The sequence below is a fragment of the Bacillus sp. NPDC057893 genome, assembly GCF_042796455.1.
Taxonomy (GTDB): domain Bacteria; phylum Bacillota; class Bacilli; order Bacillales; family Bacillaceae_G; genus Bacillus_A.
In genome coordinates this window covers 288,499-307,978 of the sequence record NZ_JBHVNG010000003.1, presented here as the reverse complement: position 1 = coordinate 307,978, position 19,480 = coordinate 288,499, and the positions used below count along the sequence as shown (strand labels likewise).

18 protein-coding genes and 1 pseudogene are annotated in these 19,480 nt (G+C 39.1%); 18 read left to right on the top strand and 1 reads right to left on the bottom strand.

The annotated features are described in order from the left end of the window. Positions 1-97 precede the first annotated feature (97 nt). The 5 genes and pseudogenes from atpG to ACFVQC_RS17390 all read left to right on the top strand — a co-directional run bounded on the left by atpG (position 98) and on the right by ACFVQC_RS17390 (position 4,767). Positions 98-958: a F0F1 ATP synthase subunit gamma gene (gene atpG / locus ACFVQC_RS17410; protein WP_002159783.1), complete on the top strand. Its 861-nt coding sequence runs from the start codon at positions 98-100 to the stop codon at positions 956-958. Between the two features lie 362 nt (positions 959-1,320). Further along, positions 1,321-2,730 carry a F0F1 ATP synthase subunit beta gene (atpD, locus tag ACFVQC_RS17405; protein ID WP_002089736.1) on the top strand — a complete coding sequence of 470 codons (1,410 nt, stop codon included), beginning with the start codon at positions 1,321-1,323 and terminating at the stop codon, positions 2,728-2,730. A 20-nt stretch (positions 2,731-2,750) separates the two neighbouring features. Continuing rightward, positions 2,751-3,152, top strand: coding sequence for a F0F1 ATP synthase subunit epsilon (gene atpC / locus ACFVQC_RS17400; protein WP_215554806.1), 402 nt, complete (start codon positions 2,751-2,753; stop codon positions 3,150-3,152). Between the two features lie 131 nt (positions 3,153-3,283). Further along, positions 3,284-4,069: pseudogene (locus ACFVQC_RS17395) on the top strand (DUF975 family protein). 44 nt (positions 4,070-4,113) lie between these two features. Next, complete coding sequence (locus ACFVQC_RS17390) at positions 4,114-4,767, top strand: DUF975 family protein (RefSeq protein ID WP_377898785.1); 654 nt, start codon at positions 4,114-4,116, stop codon at positions 4,765-4,767. A gap of 17 nt (positions 4,768-4,784) precedes the next feature. On the opposite strand, the gene ACFVQC_RS17385 is transcribed toward ACFVQC_RS17390, so the two are convergent. Next, positions 4,785-7,514: a putative bifunctional diguanylate cyclase/phosphodiesterase gene (locus ACFVQC_RS17385; RefSeq protein ID WP_377898784.1), complete on the bottom strand. Its 2,730-nt coding sequence runs from the start codon at positions 7,512-7,514 to the stop codon at positions 4,785-4,787. A gap of 307 nt (positions 7,515-7,821) precedes the next feature. Between ACFVQC_RS17385 and nuoA the strand changes: the two genes are divergently transcribed. From nuoA to ACFVQC_RS17320, 13 genes are all read left to right on the top strand, one after another. Then, positions 7,822-8,190 (top strand): NADH-quinone oxidoreductase subunit NuoA, encoded by a 369-nt coding sequence (gene nuoA, locus ACFVQC_RS17380; protein WP_000179270.1) that lies wholly within the window; start codon positions 7,822-7,824, stop codon positions 8,188-8,190. Continuing rightward, complete coding sequence (gene nuoB / locus ACFVQC_RS17375) at positions 8,181-8,699, top strand: NADH-quinone oxidoreductase subunit NuoB (RefSeq protein ID WP_002089729.1); 519 nt, start codon at positions 8,181-8,183, stop codon at positions 8,697-8,699. The genes nuoA and nuoB overlap by 10 nt, the downstream gene beginning before the upstream one ends. Further along, positions 8,696-9,943, top strand: coding sequence for an NADH-quinone oxidoreductase subunit C (locus ACFVQC_RS17370; RefSeq protein WP_377898783.1), 1,248 nt, complete (start codon positions 8,696-8,698; stop codon positions 9,941-9,943). The genes nuoB and ACFVQC_RS17370 overlap by 4 nt, the downstream gene beginning before the upstream one ends. Before the next feature lie 3 nt (positions 9,944-9,946). Further along, positions 9,947-11,047: an NADH-quinone oxidoreductase subunit NuoD gene (gene nuoD, locus ACFVQC_RS17365; protein ID WP_078179514.1), complete on the top strand. Its 1,101-nt coding sequence runs from the start codon at positions 9,947-9,949 to the stop codon at positions 11,045-11,047. Further along, entirely contained in the window at positions 11,047-12,048 is a 1,002-nt protein-coding gene (gene nuoH / locus ACFVQC_RS17360; protein WP_002144750.1) for an NADH-quinone oxidoreductase subunit NuoH, read from the top strand. Before nuoD ends, nuoH begins: the two co-directional genes overlap by 1 nt. 25 nt (positions 12,049-12,073) lie before the next feature. Continuing rightward, positions 12,074-12,493, top strand: a complete 420-nt coding sequence (gene nuoI / locus ACFVQC_RS17355; RefSeq protein ID WP_000677191.1) for an NADH-quinone oxidoreductase subunit NuoI — start codon at positions 12,074-12,076, stop codon at positions 12,491-12,493. Next, entirely contained in the window at positions 12,490-13,011 is a 522-nt protein-coding gene (locus ACFVQC_RS17350; protein WP_377889578.1) for an NADH-quinone oxidoreductase subunit J, read from the top strand. The genes nuoI and ACFVQC_RS17350 overlap by 4 nt, the downstream gene beginning before the upstream one ends. Continuing rightward, the gene (nuoK, locus tag ACFVQC_RS17345; protein WP_000100081.1) at positions 13,008-13,322 is read left to right on the top strand and encodes an NADH-quinone oxidoreductase subunit NuoK; all 315 of its coding nucleotides are present in this window, start codon (positions 13,008-13,010) and stop codon (positions 13,320-13,322) included. Before ACFVQC_RS17350 ends, nuoK begins: the two co-directional genes overlap by 4 nt. 29 nt (positions 13,323-13,351) lie before the next feature. After that, a complete protein-coding gene (gene nuoL / locus ACFVQC_RS17340) occupies positions 13,352-15,214 on the top strand; it encodes an NADH-quinone oxidoreductase subunit L (protein ID WP_377898782.1) in 1,863 nt (620 codons plus the stop codon). After that, complete coding sequence (locus ACFVQC_RS17335) at positions 15,211-16,713, top strand: NADH-quinone oxidoreductase subunit M (protein WP_377898781.1); 1,503 nt, start codon at positions 15,211-15,213, stop codon at positions 16,711-16,713. The genes nuoL and ACFVQC_RS17335 overlap by 4 nt, the downstream gene beginning before the upstream one ends. 7 nt (positions 16,714-16,720) lie before the next feature. Beyond that, on the top strand, positions 16,721-18,235 hold the full coding sequence (nuoN, locus tag ACFVQC_RS17330; protein WP_377898866.1) for an NADH-quinone oxidoreductase subunit NuoN: 1,515 nt from the start codon (positions 16,721-16,723) through the stop codon (positions 18,233-18,235). Positions 18,236-18,450: 215 nt separating this feature from the next. Then, positions 18,451-18,687 carry a DUF1146 family protein gene (locus ACFVQC_RS17325; RefSeq protein ID WP_002113021.1) on the top strand — a complete coding sequence of 79 codons (237 nt, stop codon included), beginning with the start codon at positions 18,451-18,453 and terminating at the stop codon, positions 18,685-18,687. Between the two features lie 51 nt (positions 18,688-18,738). After that, the gene (locus tag ACFVQC_RS17320; protein ID WP_377898780.1) at positions 18,739-19,443 is read left to right on the top strand and encodes a YwmB family TATA-box binding protein; all 705 of its coding nucleotides are present in this window, start codon (positions 18,739-18,741) and stop codon (positions 19,441-19,443) included. Positions 19,444-19,480 lie beyond the last annotated feature (37 nt).

Genomic DNA, 19,480 nt, shown 5'->3' with positions numbered 1-19,480 from the left:
TTTCCTTCAATCATGAGCAAGAATATCTTGCAACGTAGATTAGGAAGAGGATTCTTACTAATCGTGCCAACTTCCGGAAAAAAGGTGGTGAAAACCTGTGGCATCTTTACGCGATATAAAAGCGAAGATTAACTCGACAAAGAAAACGAGTCAAATTACGAAAGCGATGGAGATGGTATCTGCATCTAAGTTAAACCGTGCAGAGCAAAATGCTAAATCTTTCGTTCCGTATATGGAAAAGATTCAAGAAGTAGTAGCGAGCATTGCGCAAGGAAGTAAAGGGATTAATCATCCAATGCTAAATGCGCGTCCTGTAAAGCGTACAGGATACATCGTTATTACATCTGATCGCGGACTAGCAGGTGGTTATAACAGTAACGTATTACGTACAGTAAGTAACGTAATTCGTGAACGTCATAATATGGATTCAAACCAATATTCAATTATTGTGCTTGGACGACTAGGACGTGATTATTTAAAACGTCGCGGCTTTAACATCATTGATGAAGTAGTTGGATTATCTGACCACCCATCATTTATTGATATTAAAGATATTGCTTCTCGAGCAATTGCGATGTTCGCAGATGGTGCTTATGATGAGCTGTACATTTACTACAATCATTATGTAAGTAAAATTTCACAAGAAGTAACGGAGAATAAAATTTTACCGCTTACGGATGTGGCGTCTGACAAACCGACGACAGCTTATGAATTCGAACCTTCTGAAGAAGAAATTTTAAAAGTATTATTGCCACAATACGCAGAAAGCTTAGTGTACGGTGCATTACTAGACGGTAAAGCAAGTGAGCACGCGGCGCGTATGACAGCAATGAAGAGTGCTACAGACAACGCAATGGAAGTTATCGATTCACTTACACTTTCATTCAACCGTGCGCGTCAAGCAGCGATTACGCAAGAAATTACGGAAATCGTTGGTGGAGTAGCAGCGTTAGAATAGTATTAAAAGGTGGAAGCGGCTCGTCCAGAACAAGAGGGCATTGGAGCTCCTGACGAAGAGGCGTAGTTTGCCTCGCAGGAAGGAGCGAAATGACCGACTGTTCTAGCCGCTGGAACTAGATTCAATAAAAAGCGTAGGCGGTTCGTTCAGAATGAGAGGGGGATGGAGCTTTTGACGTAGAGGCGATTTGTGCCTCGCAGGAAAAAGCGAAGCCACCGAACATTCTAACCGCTGGAGCTAGATTCAATAAAAAGCGGAAGCGGCTCTTTCAGGAGAGTCGCGTAAGCTATAAACTAATAAAAATTTAAAGCCGACTTCTCTTAGAAAGCTGGCTAATTAAAAGAAAGCTAGGAGGGAACCCGATGAATAAAGGGCGCGTTACGCAAATCATGGGTCCGGTTGTAGACGTTAAGTTTGATGGCGGAAAGCTACCAGAAATCTACAACGCCCTTACGGTAAAACAAAGCAACGAAAACGGAGCAAGCATTAACTTAACATTTGAAGTTGCACTTCATTTAGGTGATGACACAGTTCGTACAGTTGCGATGTCTTCCACAGATGGACTTGTTCGTGGCACAGAAGTAGAAGATACTGGTAAAGCAATCTCTGTACCAGTTGGTGATGCAACACTTGGTCGTGTATTTAACGTATTAGGTGATGCAATTGACTTAGATGGTGAAGTTCCTGCGGATGTACGTCGTGATCCAATTCACCGTCAAGCGCCTGCATTCGAAGAGTTATCTACTAAAGTAGAAATTCTTGAAACTGGTATTAAAGTAGTAGACTTACTTGCTCCTTACATTAAGGGTGGTAAGATTGGTCTATTCGGTGGTGCCGGTGTAGGTAAAACGGTATTAATTCAGGAATTAATTAACAACATCGCACAAGAGCACGGTGGTATCTCTGTATTCGCTGGTGTAGGTGAGCGTACTCGTGAGGGTAATGACTTATACCACGAAATGAGCGATTCTGGCGTAATTAAGAAAACTGCGATGGTATTCGGACAAATGAACGAGCCACCTGGAGCACGTCAACGTGTTGCATTAACAGGCTTAACAATGGCTGAACATTTCCGTGATGAGCAAGGACAAGACGTACTATTGTTCATCGATAACATCTTCCGTTTCACGCAAGCAGGTTCTGAAGTATCTGCCCTTCTTGGTCGTATGCCATCTGCGGTAGGTTACCAACCAACACTTGCAACAGAAATGGGTCAATTACAAGAGCGTATTACATCTACAAATAAAGGATCTATCACGTCTATCCAAGCGGTATATGTACCAGCCGATGACTATACGGATCCAGCACCAGCTACAACGTTCGCTCACTTAGATGCAACAACAAACTTAGAGCGTCGTTTAACACAAATGGGTATTTACCCGGCCGTAGATCCATTAGCATCTACATCTCGTGCACTTTCTCCAGAAATCGTAGGAGAAGAGCATTATGGAGTAGCTCGTCAAGTACAGCAAACTTTACAACGTTATAAAGAGCTTCAAGATATCATCGCTATCTTAGGTATGGATGAGTTATCTGAAGAAGATAAGTTAGTTGTACATCGTGCTCGTCGTATTCAATTCTTCTTATCTCAAAACTTCCACGTAGCTGAGCAGTTTACAGGTCAAAAAGGTTCGTACGTACCTGTAAAAAATACAGTTAGTGGTTTCAAAGAAATTCTAGAAGGAAAATATGATGACCTTCCAGAAGATGCATTCCGTCTTGTTGGTAGCATTGAAGATGTTATTGAAAACGCGAAGAAAATGATGGCGTAAGGCCTTAGGAGGGACGAATTATGAAGACATTTCCAGTCAGTATTGTAACTCCTGATGGACCGGTTTACGAAAAAGAAGTAGAAATGGTAAGTGTAAAAGCAGAGAGTGGGGAAATGGGGATCTTACCAGGTCACATTCCAACTGTTGCACCGTTAAAAATTAGTGCAGTTCGTCTGAAACATGGTGGGCACACTGATTATGTAGCAGTAAGCGGTGGCTTTATCGAAGTTCGTCCAGATAAAGTAACTGTATTATCATCATCTGCTGAAGAAGCAAACCATATCGACATCCATCGTGCAAATGAATCGAAACGTCGCGCTGAGCAACGTATGCAAGAGAAACAAGCACATGTTGACTTTAGACGTGCAGAAATGGCCTTGCAGCGTGCTGTGAACCGTTTAAACGTTTCTGATATGAAATAAAAAATCCGTAAGGGCTCTTGCCTTTACGGATTTTTTTGTGTATTTCATGGATAATTTTACAAAAATGGTATAATTCTATTGATGCTTGTATAAGTAGAGAATGTACAACAATTTATAAAGGAGCTGAATAAATGATCGGTGAAATGAAACGAGAAGCATTGTACTCTTTAAAGGGAAAATGGGGACTAGGTGTTGGATCAACGATTTTACATATTATTTTAAGTTATGTTGTTTCAATGGCCGCAATGCTTATACTTTTAATTCCAGGAATTATTATATTTTTCTTAGTTGTTGGTTTAGCGGGCTCAATTGAAGAGGAAACAATATCAGTTGGGGCAGGTATTACATTTGGAATTTTTTATTGCATAATGATCATTTTGAGTAATGCATCTTATGGTATTACATCATACGGTTATACGAATGTGTTGCTACAAATTAGTAAACGATAAGATGCTAGAGTAGATTATTTATTTGAAGGATTTCGTGGCTTTAAAAGAATGATGAAAACAATGTGGGCTATGCTTGCGATTTTGTTATATACAGGTACGTGGATTCCGATGTTGTTACTAGGTATCTTCGCGTTTTTTGGTGAGGAAGGGAATGTATCGTTAACGATTGCTTTCTTTGTACTATTAGCTATTTCGATTGTTGTAATGATTGTGATGTATTTTTCTTATGCGATGACGTATTATGTTATGATTGAAAATCCAGATTATAGCGTTTCGCAGGCGATGAAAGAAAGTAAGAACTTTATAAAGGGACATAAACTAGATTTATTTCTTTTATGGCTTAGCTTCATAGGGTGGGCTATTTTAGCGATTCTTACTCTTGGAATAGGGTTTCTTTGGCTTAGTCCATATGTAGGTACAACGACAGCACATTTTTATCGCTATATTGCAAAAGGTGAATTGCAGTAGGAACATGCTATACTAATAGAATTGTTACGTATTGGAGGCTAATTATGATTAGTGATTTAAAAGGAGAAGCGCTAGATTCACTAGAAGGAAAATGGGGCTTAGCTGTTGGGGCAACACTGCTTATTTCGATTCTTACTTCAGTTTTTAGTTTTAGTATTCAGTTCATTCTCTCTCAGGTTTGGGAGTGGAAAGAAGTGCATAGCTCACTTTCAATAGACGTTATTACAATATTATTGGTGGGGCCTTTAACGCTAGGGGGTTATTGTTTAGCGCTACATATAATTCGTGAAAAAGAAGCGCGTGTTGGGCATATATTCAGATGGTTTACAGCAGGAAGTAAGTTTATAAAGTCATTTTTATTATATATAGTAGTAAACATTTATATTTTCTTATGGTGCTTACTATTTATTATTCCAGGCATTATTAAATCATTTTCTTATGCGATGACGTACTTTATTATAAATGATCATCCTGAGTATTCAATAAATCAAGCTATTACAGAAAGTCGTCGTATGATGGCTGGACATAAGATGGAGTATTTCATTTTATGTTTAAGTTTTATTGGTTGGTTTATATTAAGTTGTATTACATTAGGGATTGGATTTTTATGGTTGATTCCATATTTTTATACAACGACAGCAGCGTTTTACGAAGAGATTGCAGAGGAATATTACGAAAAAAAAATTCCAACACTTTAAAAAACACCCAGTGTGAACTATTGGTTCATACTGGGTGTTTTTTGTAGGAATTTTATAAACTGTTTACTTGTTAAAGGTTTACTGAAATAGTAACCTTGCATGTATTTACAGTTGTTTTTTTGCAGAAACTTAAGCTGTTTTTCTGTTTCAATTCCTTCAGCAACGACAGAGAGATTTAAAGTATTTGCAAGAGAAAGGATAGTGGAAACGATGGCTCTCTCTTCAGGCCGGTGATCGGCTAGTTGTGTAAATTCTTTTGGTACCTTTAATGTATCGATAGGGAAAATTGATAAATAAGCAAGAGAAGAGTAGCCGGTACCGAAGTCATCAAGGGACGTTTGAATACCATATTCTTTTAATTGCTTTAGTCTCGATAATGTTTCCTTTTCATCAATCATCGCAATTCGTTCTGTTAGTTCAAGTGTTACATCTTTCGGGTCAATCTTTACGTCCTTTAGTATTCGTGAAATATTTTCGATGAATTGATTTTGTTGAAATTCTTTCGCTGATAAATTGACACTCATTTTTAAGTTTGTGTATCCAAAACTTTGCCATATTTTTAGTTGACGACAAGATTCTTGTAGCACCCAATGTCCAAGTGGGATGACCTGCGGAGTCTCTTCCACAATTGGAATGAACTCACATGGTGAAATGTCACCTAATAGTGGATGTTTCCAACGTATTAATGCTTCAGCACCGATAATTTTATTTGTTGTCGTATCAATTTGTGGTTGATAGACGAGATAAAATTCGTTGTTTACTAAAGCGAGTGGCAAATCTTTTTCGATTCGAGCTTTACGTTCCATTTTCTTGTATAGTTCTTTCGTGTAAAGAGAGCTACGATTTTTCCCTTTATTTTTTGCCTCGTACATGGCCATATCGGCATGTTGTAAAATAGACAGTGGATCTTCACCTGCTTCAGGGTATATAGCAACCCCGATACTCGGTGAGATTCGTAAATGTTGATTTTCGATTTCGAATGGTTCGTTCATGGCTACTACAAACATATCAGCTATCTTTTTTACATCTGTCCTTTTTTGATAATTTTCGATAAGGATTGTGAATTCATCCCCAGCTAGTCGAGCAAGTTTCATATTCTGTGTCGATATTCGTTCGAGCCTTTTTGCTACTGCGATTAATAGAAGATCTCCTACCCGGTGACCAAGTGTATCATTAATAACTTTAAAGCGATCTAGGTCTAGAAACATAACAGCAAAAGGTCTTTTTGATATTTTTGCTCGTGCAATTGCTTTTTCTAACTGCTGATGAAATGAACGGCGATTTGCAAGCTCTGTTAAAGTATCATGATATGCTAGGAAATTAATTTGTTCTTGTTGTTGTTTGCTTTCCGTAATATCTTTAATCATTAAATATGCTCCAGAAATATGCTCCTTTAAAAAGATGGGAACAGCCGTAACATGCAAGTAGTAAATCTCTCTATTTTTATGATATGCCCGTATTTCTAAAGCGATAGATTTCCCTTTTTTTACTTGATGAAAGGAATTAATGATTTCTTCCAAATCTTCTTCATACATAAGTGAATAGTATGGTTGGTTTAATAATTCATTCGTTTGATAACCGAGTAAAGTAGTTCCAGCGTTGTTCACATTGAGGAAATTACCGTACAAATCTAATGTGAAAATTGGATCTGGATGATGCTCGTATAAAGATTTAAACATTTGTTGGTTATGATATAACTCATTTTTTTGTTCTACTAAATCTTCTGTACGTAGTTTGATTTGTTTCTCGAGTTCCAAGTTGAATTGCATTTGTACTAGCAATAATATTTTATTTTGTCTTCGAACTAACATATGGCGTATGAGAACGAAGGCGAAAGTTACTATAAGTCCAATTACTACGCTAGGTGCAAAAACATTTTCGACCAATAGAAAAATAATAAGCATCACTACAGAAACATACGGTAATGATAATCGGATTGATTCACCGATTTTAGGTGTTAGTAGTACTTGCTCTTGTTTTTCAGGCTCTTTTGTGTGAAGTATACAAGCGATTGCTACTAATACTAGGGTTACTTGATATAATGGGGCAACTGTGAACATAGAGTGCTCAGGCTGGAAGTATTTGATATAAGCATAAATAGCATCCGTAGTAGCATACAAAATTAAAGAGCTGCCAAGAAGAGCGCCAACTTGTTTTGGTAGTAAGAATAATGGCCTGAATAAGAGGTTGATTCCTATTAAAAGAAAGAGTAAATCAGCCATTGGATACGTGAGTTGAACAAACATGTCGATATATGATGTTGTAAAAATATGAATGGTTCTTTCAATAAGCAAATAGTAGCTTAAAGTAAATTGAGCTGTAACAATAATACAAATATCACATATCGTAAAAAGCTGCTCCAATAAGTCTCGGCCATAAATAATTTCATATAGAAAGGCAAATGCAAAGCTAATTAAAAATAATAAGTAAAAAAAGTCTGATGGATCAACGAATGTATAGTAGTCATGCAAAATTAAGCGTTGATAAGCAACTACTATATCGCCGATGAAATAAGAGAAAGATCCGATAGTTAATATCATCCAAAATAAACGAGCTAACCCTTGTTTCATATTGGAAAAGTAAAATATATAACTACAAATTGTAATATCAATTAATATGGTACTTATTCCAGTTAATATTTGAAATGGAAGTGCGTATTCATATAAAAAAGGCATTGATACGTAATGAATAGTTATATACAACAATGCAATGCTTATTAGAATACTTACATGTGTTTGTTTTTTCATTTGTATCACCCACTGTATATACATAAGAACCACTTTTTTGTAGTTTATGTTTTTTAGGATTGCTTGAAAAACATATAGAACTTCTATATTTAGTTTACACATTTATTATGAGTTGTAAAAATAGATTTGCCCAGTAAGTATTAATTGTTGTTTCTGTTCCCAATATATCGACATAGGAATTTGAAGTTTGCTATAATGAATTAAATAGTTGCATTATTTAGAAAAATTTAAAAATAATAAATAATGCGAGTAAGACATATTGTTTACTATGTGAACTTGTTCTTAATTCAGGGGGGAGGGTTTCACAATGGCAAGTGTATATGAAAATAGTTATATGATCGTTTTGATTTTCTTGCTATTAGGTATATTGCTGCCGGTAGTGGCTCTTACATTAGGGAAAATGCTGCGTCCAAATAAACCGAGTGCAGCGAAAGCGACGACGTATGAGAGTGGAATTGAGCCTTTTCATGATGCAAATATTCGGTTTCATGCTCGTTATTATATTTTCGCTTTATTGTTCGTCATCTTTGATGTAGAAACTTTATTTTTATACCCATGGGCTGTTGCATATGACAAGCTTGGTTTATTTGCACTGATTGAAATGCTCATTTTTGTTGTGATGTTGCTAGTTGGATTAGCGTATGCTTGGAAAAAGAAGGTGTTACAATGGTTATAAATTTTGAGGAATTACACCCACAGGAGCGAGCGGAATTAGAAAGGAATATCTTTTTTTCTACATTGGAACAGCTCAAGGGATGGGCGCGGAGCAACTCTTTATGGCCGATGACATTTGGACTGGCATGCTGTGCGATTGAAATGATGGGAGTAGGCTCATCACATTACGATTTAGATCGATTTGGGTCATTTTTTCGGACTTCACCAAGACAATCGGACGTCATGATTGTGTCAGGAACGGTAACGAAGAAAATGGCACCTATTGTTCGGCGCCTATATGATCAAATGCCTGAACCGAAGTGGGTAATTGCGATGGGATCTTGTGCAACAGCCGGTGGCCCGTATGTGAATTCGTATGCTGTTGTGAAAGGTGTAGATCAAATTGTACCAGTTGATGTGTATATTCCTGGATGTCCTCCAAATCCTGCTGCTTTAATTTATGGAATTAATAAATTAAAAGAAAAAATTCGTTACGAGGCGAGGACCGGGAAGCAGGTGACGAATAAATGAGTGATCCAAATAAAGACTTAGAGGATATGAAAAGAGAAGCAGCTAGGCATGCGAAGGAGGAAGCACGAAAACGTCTTGCCGCGAAACATGGTACGGAAATGTCTAAACTTGAAGGAGAACATCGAGAAAAAGAGAAAGCGCTACCAAAAGATAAGGGGATTAATGTAGAAGAAGCGAAGGCGAAAGCCGCAGCAGCCGCAAAAGCAAAGGCGGCGGCATTAGCGAAGCAGAAAAGAGAAGGAAACGAAGAAGTAACGGACGAAGAAAAAGTCAAGGCGAAAGCCGCAGCAACCGCAAAAGCAAAGGCGGCGGCATTAGCGAAGCAGAAAAGAGAAGGAACAGAAGAAGTAACGGACGAAGAAAAAATCAAAGCGAAGGCGAAAGCCGCAGCAGCCGCAAAAGCAAAAGCAGCGGCACTAGCGAAACAAAATCGAGAAGGAACAGAAGAAGTAACGGACGAAGAAAAAGTCAAAGCGAAGGCGAAGGCCGCAGCAGCCGCAAAAGCGAAAGCAGCGGCACTAGCGAAGCAAAATCGAGAAGGAACAGAAGAAGTAACGGACGAAGAAAAAGTCAAAGCGAAGGCAAAGGCTGTAGCAGTTGCAAAAGCGGCAGCGTTAGCGAAGCAGAAAGCCTCGCAAGGTGATGGGGATTCTGGAGATGAGAAAGTAAAGGCGATTGCAGCCGCGAAAGCGAAAGCCGCAGCAGCGGCAAGGGCAAAGGGAGCTGTAAATAAGATAGAAGATGAACCGCAGCAGGAAGAACCATCAGTTAACCAACCATATTTAAATCGCTATGTGGAGATTGTTAAGGAGAAGATAGGGGAATATGCATTAGTAGATTCCTATATTAATAAGCTTTCAAAAGATGTTCCAACGCTTGTGGTGGAGCCCTCAAAATATTATGAAGTGATGGAATTGCTACGATTCCATGAGGGACTTGCTTTTGATTATATGTCAGAGCTACATGCGACAGATTTTGTGACACATATGGAAGTATACGTTCATTTATTTTCATATGGAAAGAAACAGTCAGTAGCAGTGAAGGTAAAGCTGGATAGGGAAGCGCCGCAAGTAAAATCGGTGACGCCGCTTTGGAAAGGGGCAGATTGGCCGGAGCGTGAAGCGTATGATTTGCTCGGTATTGTATTTGAAGGTCATCCTAATTTATCTCGCATCTTAATGCCAGATGATTGGGTAGGGTATCCGCTTAGGAAAGATTATGAACCGTATGATGTGGAGGTGTAGCTTGTGATCCGTACGGAAGAGATGCTCTTAAATGTAGGACCGCAGCACCCGAGTACACATGGTGTGTTTCGGCTTGTAATTAAGATTGACGGGGAAATTATTAAAGAGGCTACACCGGTTATCGGATATTTGCATCGCGGAACAGAAAAGATCGCTGAGAGCTTACAATATACGCAAATTATCCCGTATACAGATCGAATGGACTATCTATCAGCGATGACGAATAATTACGTCCTTTGCCATGCTGTAGAGACGATGATGGATCTTGAGATTCCAGAGCGTGCTGAATATTTACGGGTGCTTGCGATGGAGCTTGGGAGAGTTGCGAGCCATCTCGTCTGGTGGGGAACGAACTTGCTTGATATAGGAGCGGTTAGTCCATTTTTATATGCCTTTCGTGAACGAGAGATGATTATAAATTTATTAAGTGAATTGTGCGGTGCAAGGCTTACTTTCAACTATATGAGAGTCGGCGGCGTGAAGTGGGATGCGCCAGACGGTTGGATTGAAAAGGTGAAAGAGTTTGTTCCGTATATGAGAGAGCAATTGGCAGGTTACCACGACCTCGTTAGCGGGAATGAAATTTTCTTAAATCGTGTGAAGGGCGTTGGCGTATATAACGCCGAAGAGGCAATTTCATATTCTTTAAGCGGAGCGAATTTACGGTGCACGGGGGTAAACTGGGATCTTCGTAAAGATGAGCCGTATTCTATTTACGATCGTTTTGACTTTGATGTTCCTGTTGGGAGCACGGGAGATGCTTGGGATCGTTACGTTTGCCGGATGGAGGAAATTGAGGAGTCATTGAAAATTATTGAGCAAGCAGCCGAGCAGTTCCCGAAAGACGGCGCTGTGCTGGCGAAAGTCCCGAAAATTATTAAAGCACCTAAGGGAGAAGCGTTCGTCCGTATAGAGTCACCGCGGGGAGAGATTGGTTGTTATATTGCTAGTGATGGAAAGAAAGAGCCGTACCGCTTGAAATTTCGCAGACCGTCTTTTTATAATTTGCAAATCTTACCGAAATTATTGAAAGGTGAAAATATCGCCAATTTAATTACTATTTTAGGTGGGGTTGATATTGTACTTGGGGAGGTTGACGGCTAATGATTGAGACGCTCTTACAATCACCTTCAAGCTGGACGAATTTCTTCATTTTTTTCGGGTTAGCGGTGCTTCTATTATTTGCAGTCCTTGGCTTCGTTACATACGGTATTTTGGCAGAACGGAAAGTGATGGGATTTATGCAAGGACGGATTGGGCCAAACCAAGTTGGGGGCCGGTTCGGTTTACTCCAAACGGTAGCTGATGTTTTGAAACTATTATTAAAAGAAGATAGCATTCCGAAAGCTGCTGATAAACCGTTGTTTATATTAGCACCTGTTATTGCATTTGCACCAGCATTTATGGTGCTTGCGGTTATCCCGTTTACCGATAAATTTCAGTTCGCGGATATTGGCGTAGGGTTACTGTATTACATTGCTGTTTCTGGGATTACGACGATCGGCGTCGTAACTGGGGGATGGGCATCAAATAATAAATATTCCCTTTTAGGAGGGATGCGAGCGGCGGCACAAATGATTTCTTATGAGATTCCACTTGTGATGAGTGTAATTGGTGTCGTTTTGTTAGCTGGTAGTCTTAACTTGAATGAAATTGTAGCGGCGCAGGAGAAGGTATGGTACATTTTCGCACAGCCAATCGGTTTTGTCATTTTCTTAATCGCGGCAGTTGCAGAGTTAAATAGGACGCCGTTTGATTTACCCGAAGCGGAGTCAGAACTTGTTTCAGGATACCATACGGAATACTCAGGGTTTCGCTGGGCGTTTTTCATGCTTTCAGAGTATGTATATTTCTTCGGAATGGCATCTTTAATTACAGTACTCTTTTTAGGCGGATGGAATCCAGTTATGTTCCTTGGATTTATTCCAGGAGCCGTATGGTTTGCTTTGAAATTTAGCAGTGTGGTCTTTCTATTGATTTGGTTCCGCGTTACGTTCCCGCGTATAAGAGGTGACCAGTTAATGGAGTTTGGATGGAAAGTATTATTACCAATCGCACTTGCAAATATTTTCTTAACGGCATTGATTAAGGAGCTATTCTTCTAATCTATGAAGGGGGTGCCAGCAAGAGATGAAAGGACTATTTAAAGGGTTAAAATATACGCTTAGTAATTTGAGTAAGAAAAAGGTGACGTATGATTATCCAAATCAACCGTTGCCATTACCAGACCGCTTTCGAGGTATTCAAAAGTTTTATCCAGAGAAATGTATTGTTTGTAATCAGTGTTCCAACATTTGTCCGACAGATTGCATTCAATTAACAGGAAAAAAACATCCTGATCCTACAAAAAAAGGAAAAATTATCGACACGTATGATATTAATTTTGAAATTTGTATTCTTTGCGATTTATGTACAGAAGTTTGCCCGACAGAGGCGATTGTAATGACAAATAACTTTGAACTCGCAGAGTATTCACGTGATGATTTATTTAAAAATTTGCAGTGGCTTGACGAGAACGACGAGAACGTCAGGAAGGAGAATAAAGCATGAATGGCGAGTTTGTAGCTTTCTTTATATTATCCTTGTCTGCGATTATCGGCGGCGTTCTTATGCTGAACTTAACGAAAGTAATGCATATGATGCTGGCTCTTGTGCTTACATTCCTTAGTATTGCGGGTTTGTATTTTCTCTTATCGGCCGAATTTATCGGAGTTGCACAAATTTTACTTTACTCTGGTGCGATCACCATTATTATGATTTTTGGCATTATGTTAACGAAACATAACGCGGAAAATGAATCGCGCCTTACTCTTCGAAAATGGATTATCTTCTTTGCGGTTGTAACATTTGGAGCAGTTATGTATTTCGCTGTTAATAGTATCGATTTTTCAAATCAAAGCACACAAGGAAGTTTACCTCTCCATGAAAACAACACACTTCAAATCGGTACACTTCTCTATTCAAAATATATTATTCCATTTGAGTTAACCTCAGTTCTTTTACTTGTAGCACTTGTAGGAGCGATTATCCTTGCGAAGAAGGATGAGGGAGAGGAGGATTCCCCATGAGTAGCGTTCCAGCTTCTGCGTATTTAACACTTGCGATTATTTTGTTTTGCATCGGCTTATTTGGAGCTTTAACAAAGCGAAATACAGTAATTGTATTAGTTTGTATCGAATTGATGCTAAACGCCGCCAATTTAAATTTAGTAGCGTTTAGTAAATTAGGCTTGTTTCCGAATTTAACAGGACAAATTTTTTCGCTGTTTACGATGTCTGTAGCGGCAGCGGAGGCAGCGGTAGGTCTTGCAATTTTGATTGCTTTGTACCGTAATCGCCCGACAGTTCATGTAGATGAGATGGATACGCTCAAAGGATAGCATTGTGACCGAAAAGGGGGAAGGAAACAATGATTGATTATGCATGGCTCATACCGCTTTTCCCGCTTGTTTCATTTTTGTTACTTATTGTGTTCGGGAAGAAAATTAGAGAGGGAAGTAGTGTACTAGGTATTTTCTTTACCTTTCTCTCCTTTATATCCGCGGTAGTGGTACTAATAGAACGGTTTTCATCCGAGGCAGTGAAGCATAAGTGGGTATGGCTTAGGGTAGGAGATATAGATATATCATTTGGTTTTGAAGTTACCGCATTAGGAGCTTTAATGTTGTTTATCGTTACGCTTGTGAGTTTTCTTGTACATGTGTACTCAAAAGGTTATATGAAAGGTGACACCAGATTATCAACCTTTTATGCATATTTAGGGCTCTTTACATTTGCGATGCTTGGGCTAGTTATATCGACGAATTTATTACAGCTTTATATATTTTGGGAGTTAGTCGGCCTTGGTTCGTTTTTACTTATCGGTTTTTATTTCTTTAAAGAAGAAGCGAAGGCTGCTGCGAAAAAGGCTTTTATTATGACACGCATTGGGGATGTTGGGCTATTTGTTGGGATGATTTTAATTTTTTGGCACGCAGGTAGTTTTGAATATGACGCGATTTTTAAAGCGATTCATACGGGCGACCTCTCTCCTTCTATGATTACAATAACGGCGATATTAATTTTTATCGGTGCGATGGGGAAATCAGGTCAGTTCCCGCTTCATACATGGTTGCCAGATGCAATGGAAGGACCGACGCCTGTTTCGGCGCTTATTCACGCGGCAACGATGGTTGCAGCCGGCGTATATTTAGTAGCGACGATGTTTCCGCTATTTTCAGCAAGTGCGGTAGCGATGCAAACTGTGGCAATCGTTGGGGCTTTCACCGCAATCTTTGCGGCCTCTATTGGTCTAGTGCAAACAGATATTAAGAGGGTTCTTGCTTATTCTACAGTTAGTCAGCTCGGGTATATGATGCTTGCGCTAGGCTCTGCTGGTTATGTAGCTGGTATCTTTCACTTAACGACACATGCCTTTTTTAAAGCATTATTGTTTCTGGCAGCGGGAAGTGTAATTCATGCAGTCCATACGCAAAACATTAATAAAATGGGCGGTTTACAGAAAAAGATGAAAGTAACCGGTACACTATTTTTAATAGGCACACTTGCAATTAGTGGTGTTCCTCTTCTTTCCGGATTTTTTAGTAAAGATGAAATTTTAGCGGCGGCTTGGATGAATGGCAATTACTTTCTATTCGTTTTAGCAGTAATTGCGGCATTTCTAACAGCATTTTATATGTTCCGTCTATACTTTCTTGTCTTTACAGGGGAAACGAAGACGAAGGAAGAGGTGCATGAATCGCCTCGCACCATGACGTATCCGATGATTGTCCTTGGTGTTCTTGCGGTAGTGGCAGGCTATATAAATACACCGTGGTTCGGGACGTTTCTTGGGGATTGGCTGACGAAGGATATAGGATTCAAGGTGAAGGAAGTGCATGGACCTGTTTGGATTATGGTTGTTGCGACGCTCGTTTCATTCGCTGGAATTGCTCTCGCATATTTCATATATGGTAAGAAATCTATCTCTAGAGATTGGGCTGGCGGAGAAGGGACGCCTCTTTATAACCTTTTGAAAGAAAAATATTATGTGGATGAACTATACAATGTGACGGTGCTTCCTATTACGAAAGGAATCGCTCATGTGCTTCGCTTATTTGAAGTATACGTTGTAGAAGGAATCGCAGTTTTAATTACTGGATTCGTTAAAGTTATGAGTGGCCTAGGATCACGGCTTCAAAACGGGAATGTACAAGTGTACGGAACTGTAACAGCAGTTTCACTCGCGGTACTCGTGATTATTTTGTTATATATGGGAGGGGATTTACGATGAATGGATTGCTATTAACGTTCTTCATTTTTTCCCCACTTTTAGGAATTCTCTTGCTTTTATTAACGCCGAAACGAGAATCGCGTACAGTGCAGGCGCTTGGTTTATTCGGAACGGCGCTTCCATTTGGAATTGCTATCGTCCTCGCTTGTACATACGCTTCAGGAAAGAGTTTATCGATATTTGATGAAAAAGTGAAATGGATTAAATTTGGGGATTTCACAGCAGTGGACAAAAGGTGGTTTTCAATTTATTACGAGCTTGGTATTGATGGTTTATCGCTTGTAATGATGGTGCTCACAGCCCTTCTAGCGATGCTTGCAGCTATTGCTGCATTTTCTATTAAAAGAAATTTGAAAGCATTCTACATGCTGTTACTCATGTTAGAAATAGGGATGCTCGGTGTCTTCGCTGCTCAAAATTTAATGCTGTTCTTCATCTTCTTTGAAATTACGTTGCCGCCAATGTTTTTATTAATTGGTAAGTGGGGGAAATTGTCGAGTGAAAAGGCTGCATATAGTTATTTAATATATAACGGTATTGGATCAGCTATTTTACTTATCGTTTTCTCGGTTTTATTTGCGAAAACAGGTACGACAAATATTGCGGAGCTTAAAGAAATATTAACGAGTGTAGGTGCTGGGGGGGGAATGGCCGTCTCAAGTAGCTTACAGTTCGGCTTGTTTCTTGCCATAATGATTGCTTTTGCGATTAAACTCCCTGTTTTCCCTTTGCATCGCTGGATGGTCAATGTACACATAGAAGCGCATCCTGCTGTAGTTATGCTTCATGCGGGGATTTTGCTGAAGATTGGTGCGTACGGTATTGTTCGCTTCGGGAAAGGATTATTCCCAGAATATTTTCGTGAGTTTGCAACGCTAATCGCGATTTTAGGGGTAATTAATTTATTGTATGGGGCCTTTCTAGCACTCATCCAAACGGACTTTAGAAAGGTACTTGCTTACTCTAGTATTTCGCATATGGGCATTGTATTAATGGGTCTTGCGGCGTTAAATGCACCAGGTACACAAGGGGCGCTGTTCCAAGTTGTGTCTCACGGTTTAATTGCGGCCTTACTCTTCTTCTTGCTTGGCATTATTGAAGAGCGTTTCGGGACTTCGGATATTACAGCACTTGGTGGACTCGCAAAAAGTGTTCCTGTGCTTAGCGGTTTCTTCCTAGCGGGCGGTATGGCATCGCTTGGAATGCCAGGGATGTCTGGATTTATTAGCGAATTCCTTGCCTTTCTCGGTTTATTCCAAGGAAAACCGGTTATCGCTGCCGCGGGTGTACTTGGAATTATTTTGACCGCTGTATACGTATTAAGAGCGACACTTCAAGTGACATTTGGTAAGAAAGAATGGGAAGTGAAATCTGATATACACGGATGGGAGTACGTTCCTGTTATAGTGCTTATCGTTTGTATTATTGCAATTGGCGTAATGCCAGAACTACTAGGGGATCCACTTCAAACTACATTGAAAACATTGGGGGTGAAGTAGGATGGATATGAACACATTACTTAGCTTATCATGGCATCTCATGGTACCAGAATTCATTATTCTCGGGGCAGCCATCCTTCTTTCCGTGTGTGATTTGTTTTTTAAGCTGAACCATAGGTACGTTGCGATTGGTGCAATTGCAGCTGCCCTGTTAGCGATAGTGTCATTAATTACGCTATACAGCGAACCGGCAGGAGATATTTTAAATGGATCGTTTGTGCTAGATGGATTTTCAAAAGGATTTAAAACGTTGTTATTAGGCGGAGCAGCTCTCATTTTATGTATGGCAATGAGCGATGATGAGAAGGAGCCTATTCAAGATAAGGGAGAATATTATTATTTAATTTTAATGGCGCTCCTTGGAGCGATGTTCATGGCTTCAAGTGTTGATTTCATTACACTATTTGTAGGTTTAGAGTTGCTTTCGCTTTCTTCCTATATTTTAGTAGGAATCCGAAAAAGAAACCGCGCATCGAATGAGGCTGCAATGAAATATGTCATTAACGGAGGAATTGGAACAGCAATTACACTCTTTGGAATGAGTTATTTATACGGTATTACAGGATCGACCAACATAGTGGAAATGCAAAGGGTATTTACCGGGGAGTTGGCTGGTGGCATTCAATTATTGCTAGCTCTCGCATTTCTACTTTTGCTCGTTGGACTCTCATTCAAAATTGCAACAGTGCCATTTCATATGTGGGCACCAGATGTATATGAGGGAGCCGCTACACCTGTCACAGCTTTCCTCGGAACGATTTCTAAAGTTGCTGGATTTCTACTCATTACGCGTTTGTTTCTTATGGTGTTTGCAGGCGTGGCAATCCAAGGAGACGCACAATCTTTGTACGGGCGTATGAGTATATACATTGCTGTACTAGCTAGTATTACGATGATTGTTGGGAATGTAGTAGCATTAAAGCAATACAACGTAAAACGTCTATTTGCCTACTCAGGTATCGCGCATGCTGGGTATTTGCTAGTTCCCCTTGTAGCGCTATCACAGTTTACGATGGATAGTATGTGGTTTTATATGCTTGCATATATGCTTATGAATATAGGAGCATTTGCAATCATCCACGGATTAATCTTACAAAATGATAAGGAAAATATGACGATTTTTGCAGGGTTATATAAGCGATCCCCCTTTACAGCTATAGTGATGACGGTCTTTATTTTATCGTTAGCTGGGATACCTGGGACAGCAGGTTTCATCGGAAAAATTAACATCTTTTTAGGGGCACTTCATGTTGAACCTGCTCATTACGTATTAGCTTCAATTATGATGGGGACAACAGTTATTTCATTCATATATTATTTCCAGATATTACAGCAAATGTTTTTCCGTACTGGAGAGACAGACGAGAAAATTCAGTTACCGTTAAATATAAAGATTGTCATGAGTCTTTGTGCAATTTCGATTGTAATACTAGGGATTATGCCGATGATTGGTTACAATTTCTTCTATGAATATTTTCCATTAATGAAAGATTTCTTCTTCTTAGGTAACGTGGTACAATAGTAAAAATAAAAGGTGTAGAGTCCGTACTCTACGCTTTTTATTTTGGAGTAATAGCAAATGAAAACACCTATAGGTATATGTTTTTTAACAGAAAATTACGATTTAAAATGTAAGATGCTTATTTGCGTGTGAAAAAGTGTGGCTTCTACTTATTTATGGTATCGTTTTTTACATTTTGCGTAAGTAGTAGCCAAGCAAAAAAAGGGGTCGATTTTTTGGCACATCTTTTAGGGCAACAAGCACTGATTGCCATTGTTTCGCATTTATTATTTATTACCATTACGTGGTGGGCCTTACAAGGTATTCACATTGAGCGCTTAATGAAGTCTGGGAAAGTGATGCAGACGAGAGTATTACTCATCCTAATTACAATTACAATTGGGACATCTGTAAGTAACTTTTTCCTTGATTATTTAGGCTATTCAAAGAGTTTAACGTATTTAGTAAAGTAAGTGTATAGAACCTCATATCTCCGTTAACAATGGGGATAGGAGGGGATGAAATTGAAGTTTAAAGCCATTCTTATTGTTATCGTAAGTGTTGTTTTATTTTTGGTTGGATATAAAGAGATGAAACCTATAAGCGATGAACAGAAAATGGAGAGCATGATTGCAGCTTTAGAGAAGAACGATGCAAAAGTAGAGCGGTGGTCATGGTTAGCGCGAGAAACGAAAACAATTTCTAATATACATACGTTTCAAAAATTGTTAAACGATGTGAAGGAAAAGGCAAATATCCAAGAGTGGGAATTAGAACAATCTCCAGATGGATATAAGGCTACATCCTATAAAAAATCTTCTTCACATGAAGAACGAATAGTAGTAACTTGGAGTAAGGAAAATACTAAAGAAAACACTTTTATTATTTTTGAAGTGAGCGGGGCGAAATGGGACCCGAAGTACGTTCAGAACATAGATAAAATTTTTAGTGAAAAACCTATAATTTACACTTGTGTTCAAGGTGTACTGAATGATAAGATTGAAGGTGTTTTGCAAAATAAAACCAATCAGGTTTTGAAAGATCTTTCAGCAAGAGCGATCGAACAGATAGAAGAAAGAGCATTTGTATCAGTCTCCGCATATAATAAAAAGTGGAATGACGCTCTTTCAACAAATAGAGAGAAAATAAATGTGCAAATAGCAATACGTTCTACAAACAACAAAGATACAATTGTGGTTGGCACACCGATCATAACTTCTGAGTATTGAGTGAATAGATACTGAAAAAAGGACACGGAGGGGAATA

What these genes read in the sequence shown, in the direction of transcription:
- ACFVQC_RS17390 (WP_377898785.1), top strand. Translation starts at nt 4,114, where the DNA reads ATGATTAGTGATTTAAAAGGAGAAGCGCTAGATTCACTAGAAGGAAAA.
- nuoH (WP_002144750.1), top strand. Translation starts at nt 11,047, where the DNA reads ATGATTGAGACGCTCTTACAATCACCTTCAAGCTGGACGAATTTCTTC.
- atpC (WP_215554806.1), top strand. Translation starts at nt 2,751, where the DNA reads ATGAAGACATTTCCAGTCAGTATTGTAACTCCTGATGGACCGGTTTAC.
- ACFVQC_RS17335 (WP_377898781.1), top strand. Translation starts at nt 15,211, where the DNA reads ATGAATGGATTGCTATTAACGTTCTTCATTTTTTCCCCACTTTTAGGA.
- nuoL (WP_377898782.1), top strand. Translation starts at nt 13,352, where the DNA reads ATGATTGATTATGCATGGCTCATACCGCTTTTCCCGCTTGTTTCATTT.
- atpD (WP_002089736.1), top strand. Translation starts at nt 1,321, where the DNA reads ATGAATAAAGGGCGCGTTACGCAAATCATGGGTCCGGTTGTAGACGTT.
- nuoI (WP_000677191.1), top strand. Translation starts at nt 12,074, where the DNA reads ATGAAAGGACTATTTAAAGGGTTAAAATATACGCTTAGTAATTTGAGT.
- nuoK (WP_000100081.1), top strand. Translation starts at nt 13,008, where the DNA reads ATGAGTAGCGTTCCAGCTTCTGCGTATTTAACACTTGCGATTATTTTG.
- nuoN (WP_377898866.1), top strand. Translation starts at nt 16,721, where the DNA reads ATGAACACATTACTTAGCTTATCATGGCATCTCATGGTACCAGAATTC.
- nuoB (WP_002089729.1), top strand. Translation starts at nt 8,181, where the DNA reads ATGGTTATAAATTTTGAGGAATTACACCCACAGGAGCGAGCGGAATTA.
- ACFVQC_RS17350 (WP_377889578.1), top strand. Translation starts at nt 12,490, where the DNA reads ATGAATGGCGAGTTTGTAGCTTTCTTTATATTATCCTTGTCTGCGATT.
- ACFVQC_RS17370 (WP_377898783.1), top strand. Translation starts at nt 8,696, where the DNA reads ATGAGTGATCCAAATAAAGACTTAGAGGATATGAAAAGAGAAGCAGCT.
- nuoA (WP_000179270.1), top strand. Translation starts at nt 7,822, where the DNA reads ATGGCAAGTGTATATGAAAATAGTTATATGATCGTTTTGATTTTCTTG.
- ACFVQC_RS17385 (WP_377898784.1), bottom strand. Translation starts at nt 7,514, where the DNA reads ATGAAAAAACAAACACATGTAAGTATTCTAATAAGCATTGCATTGTTG.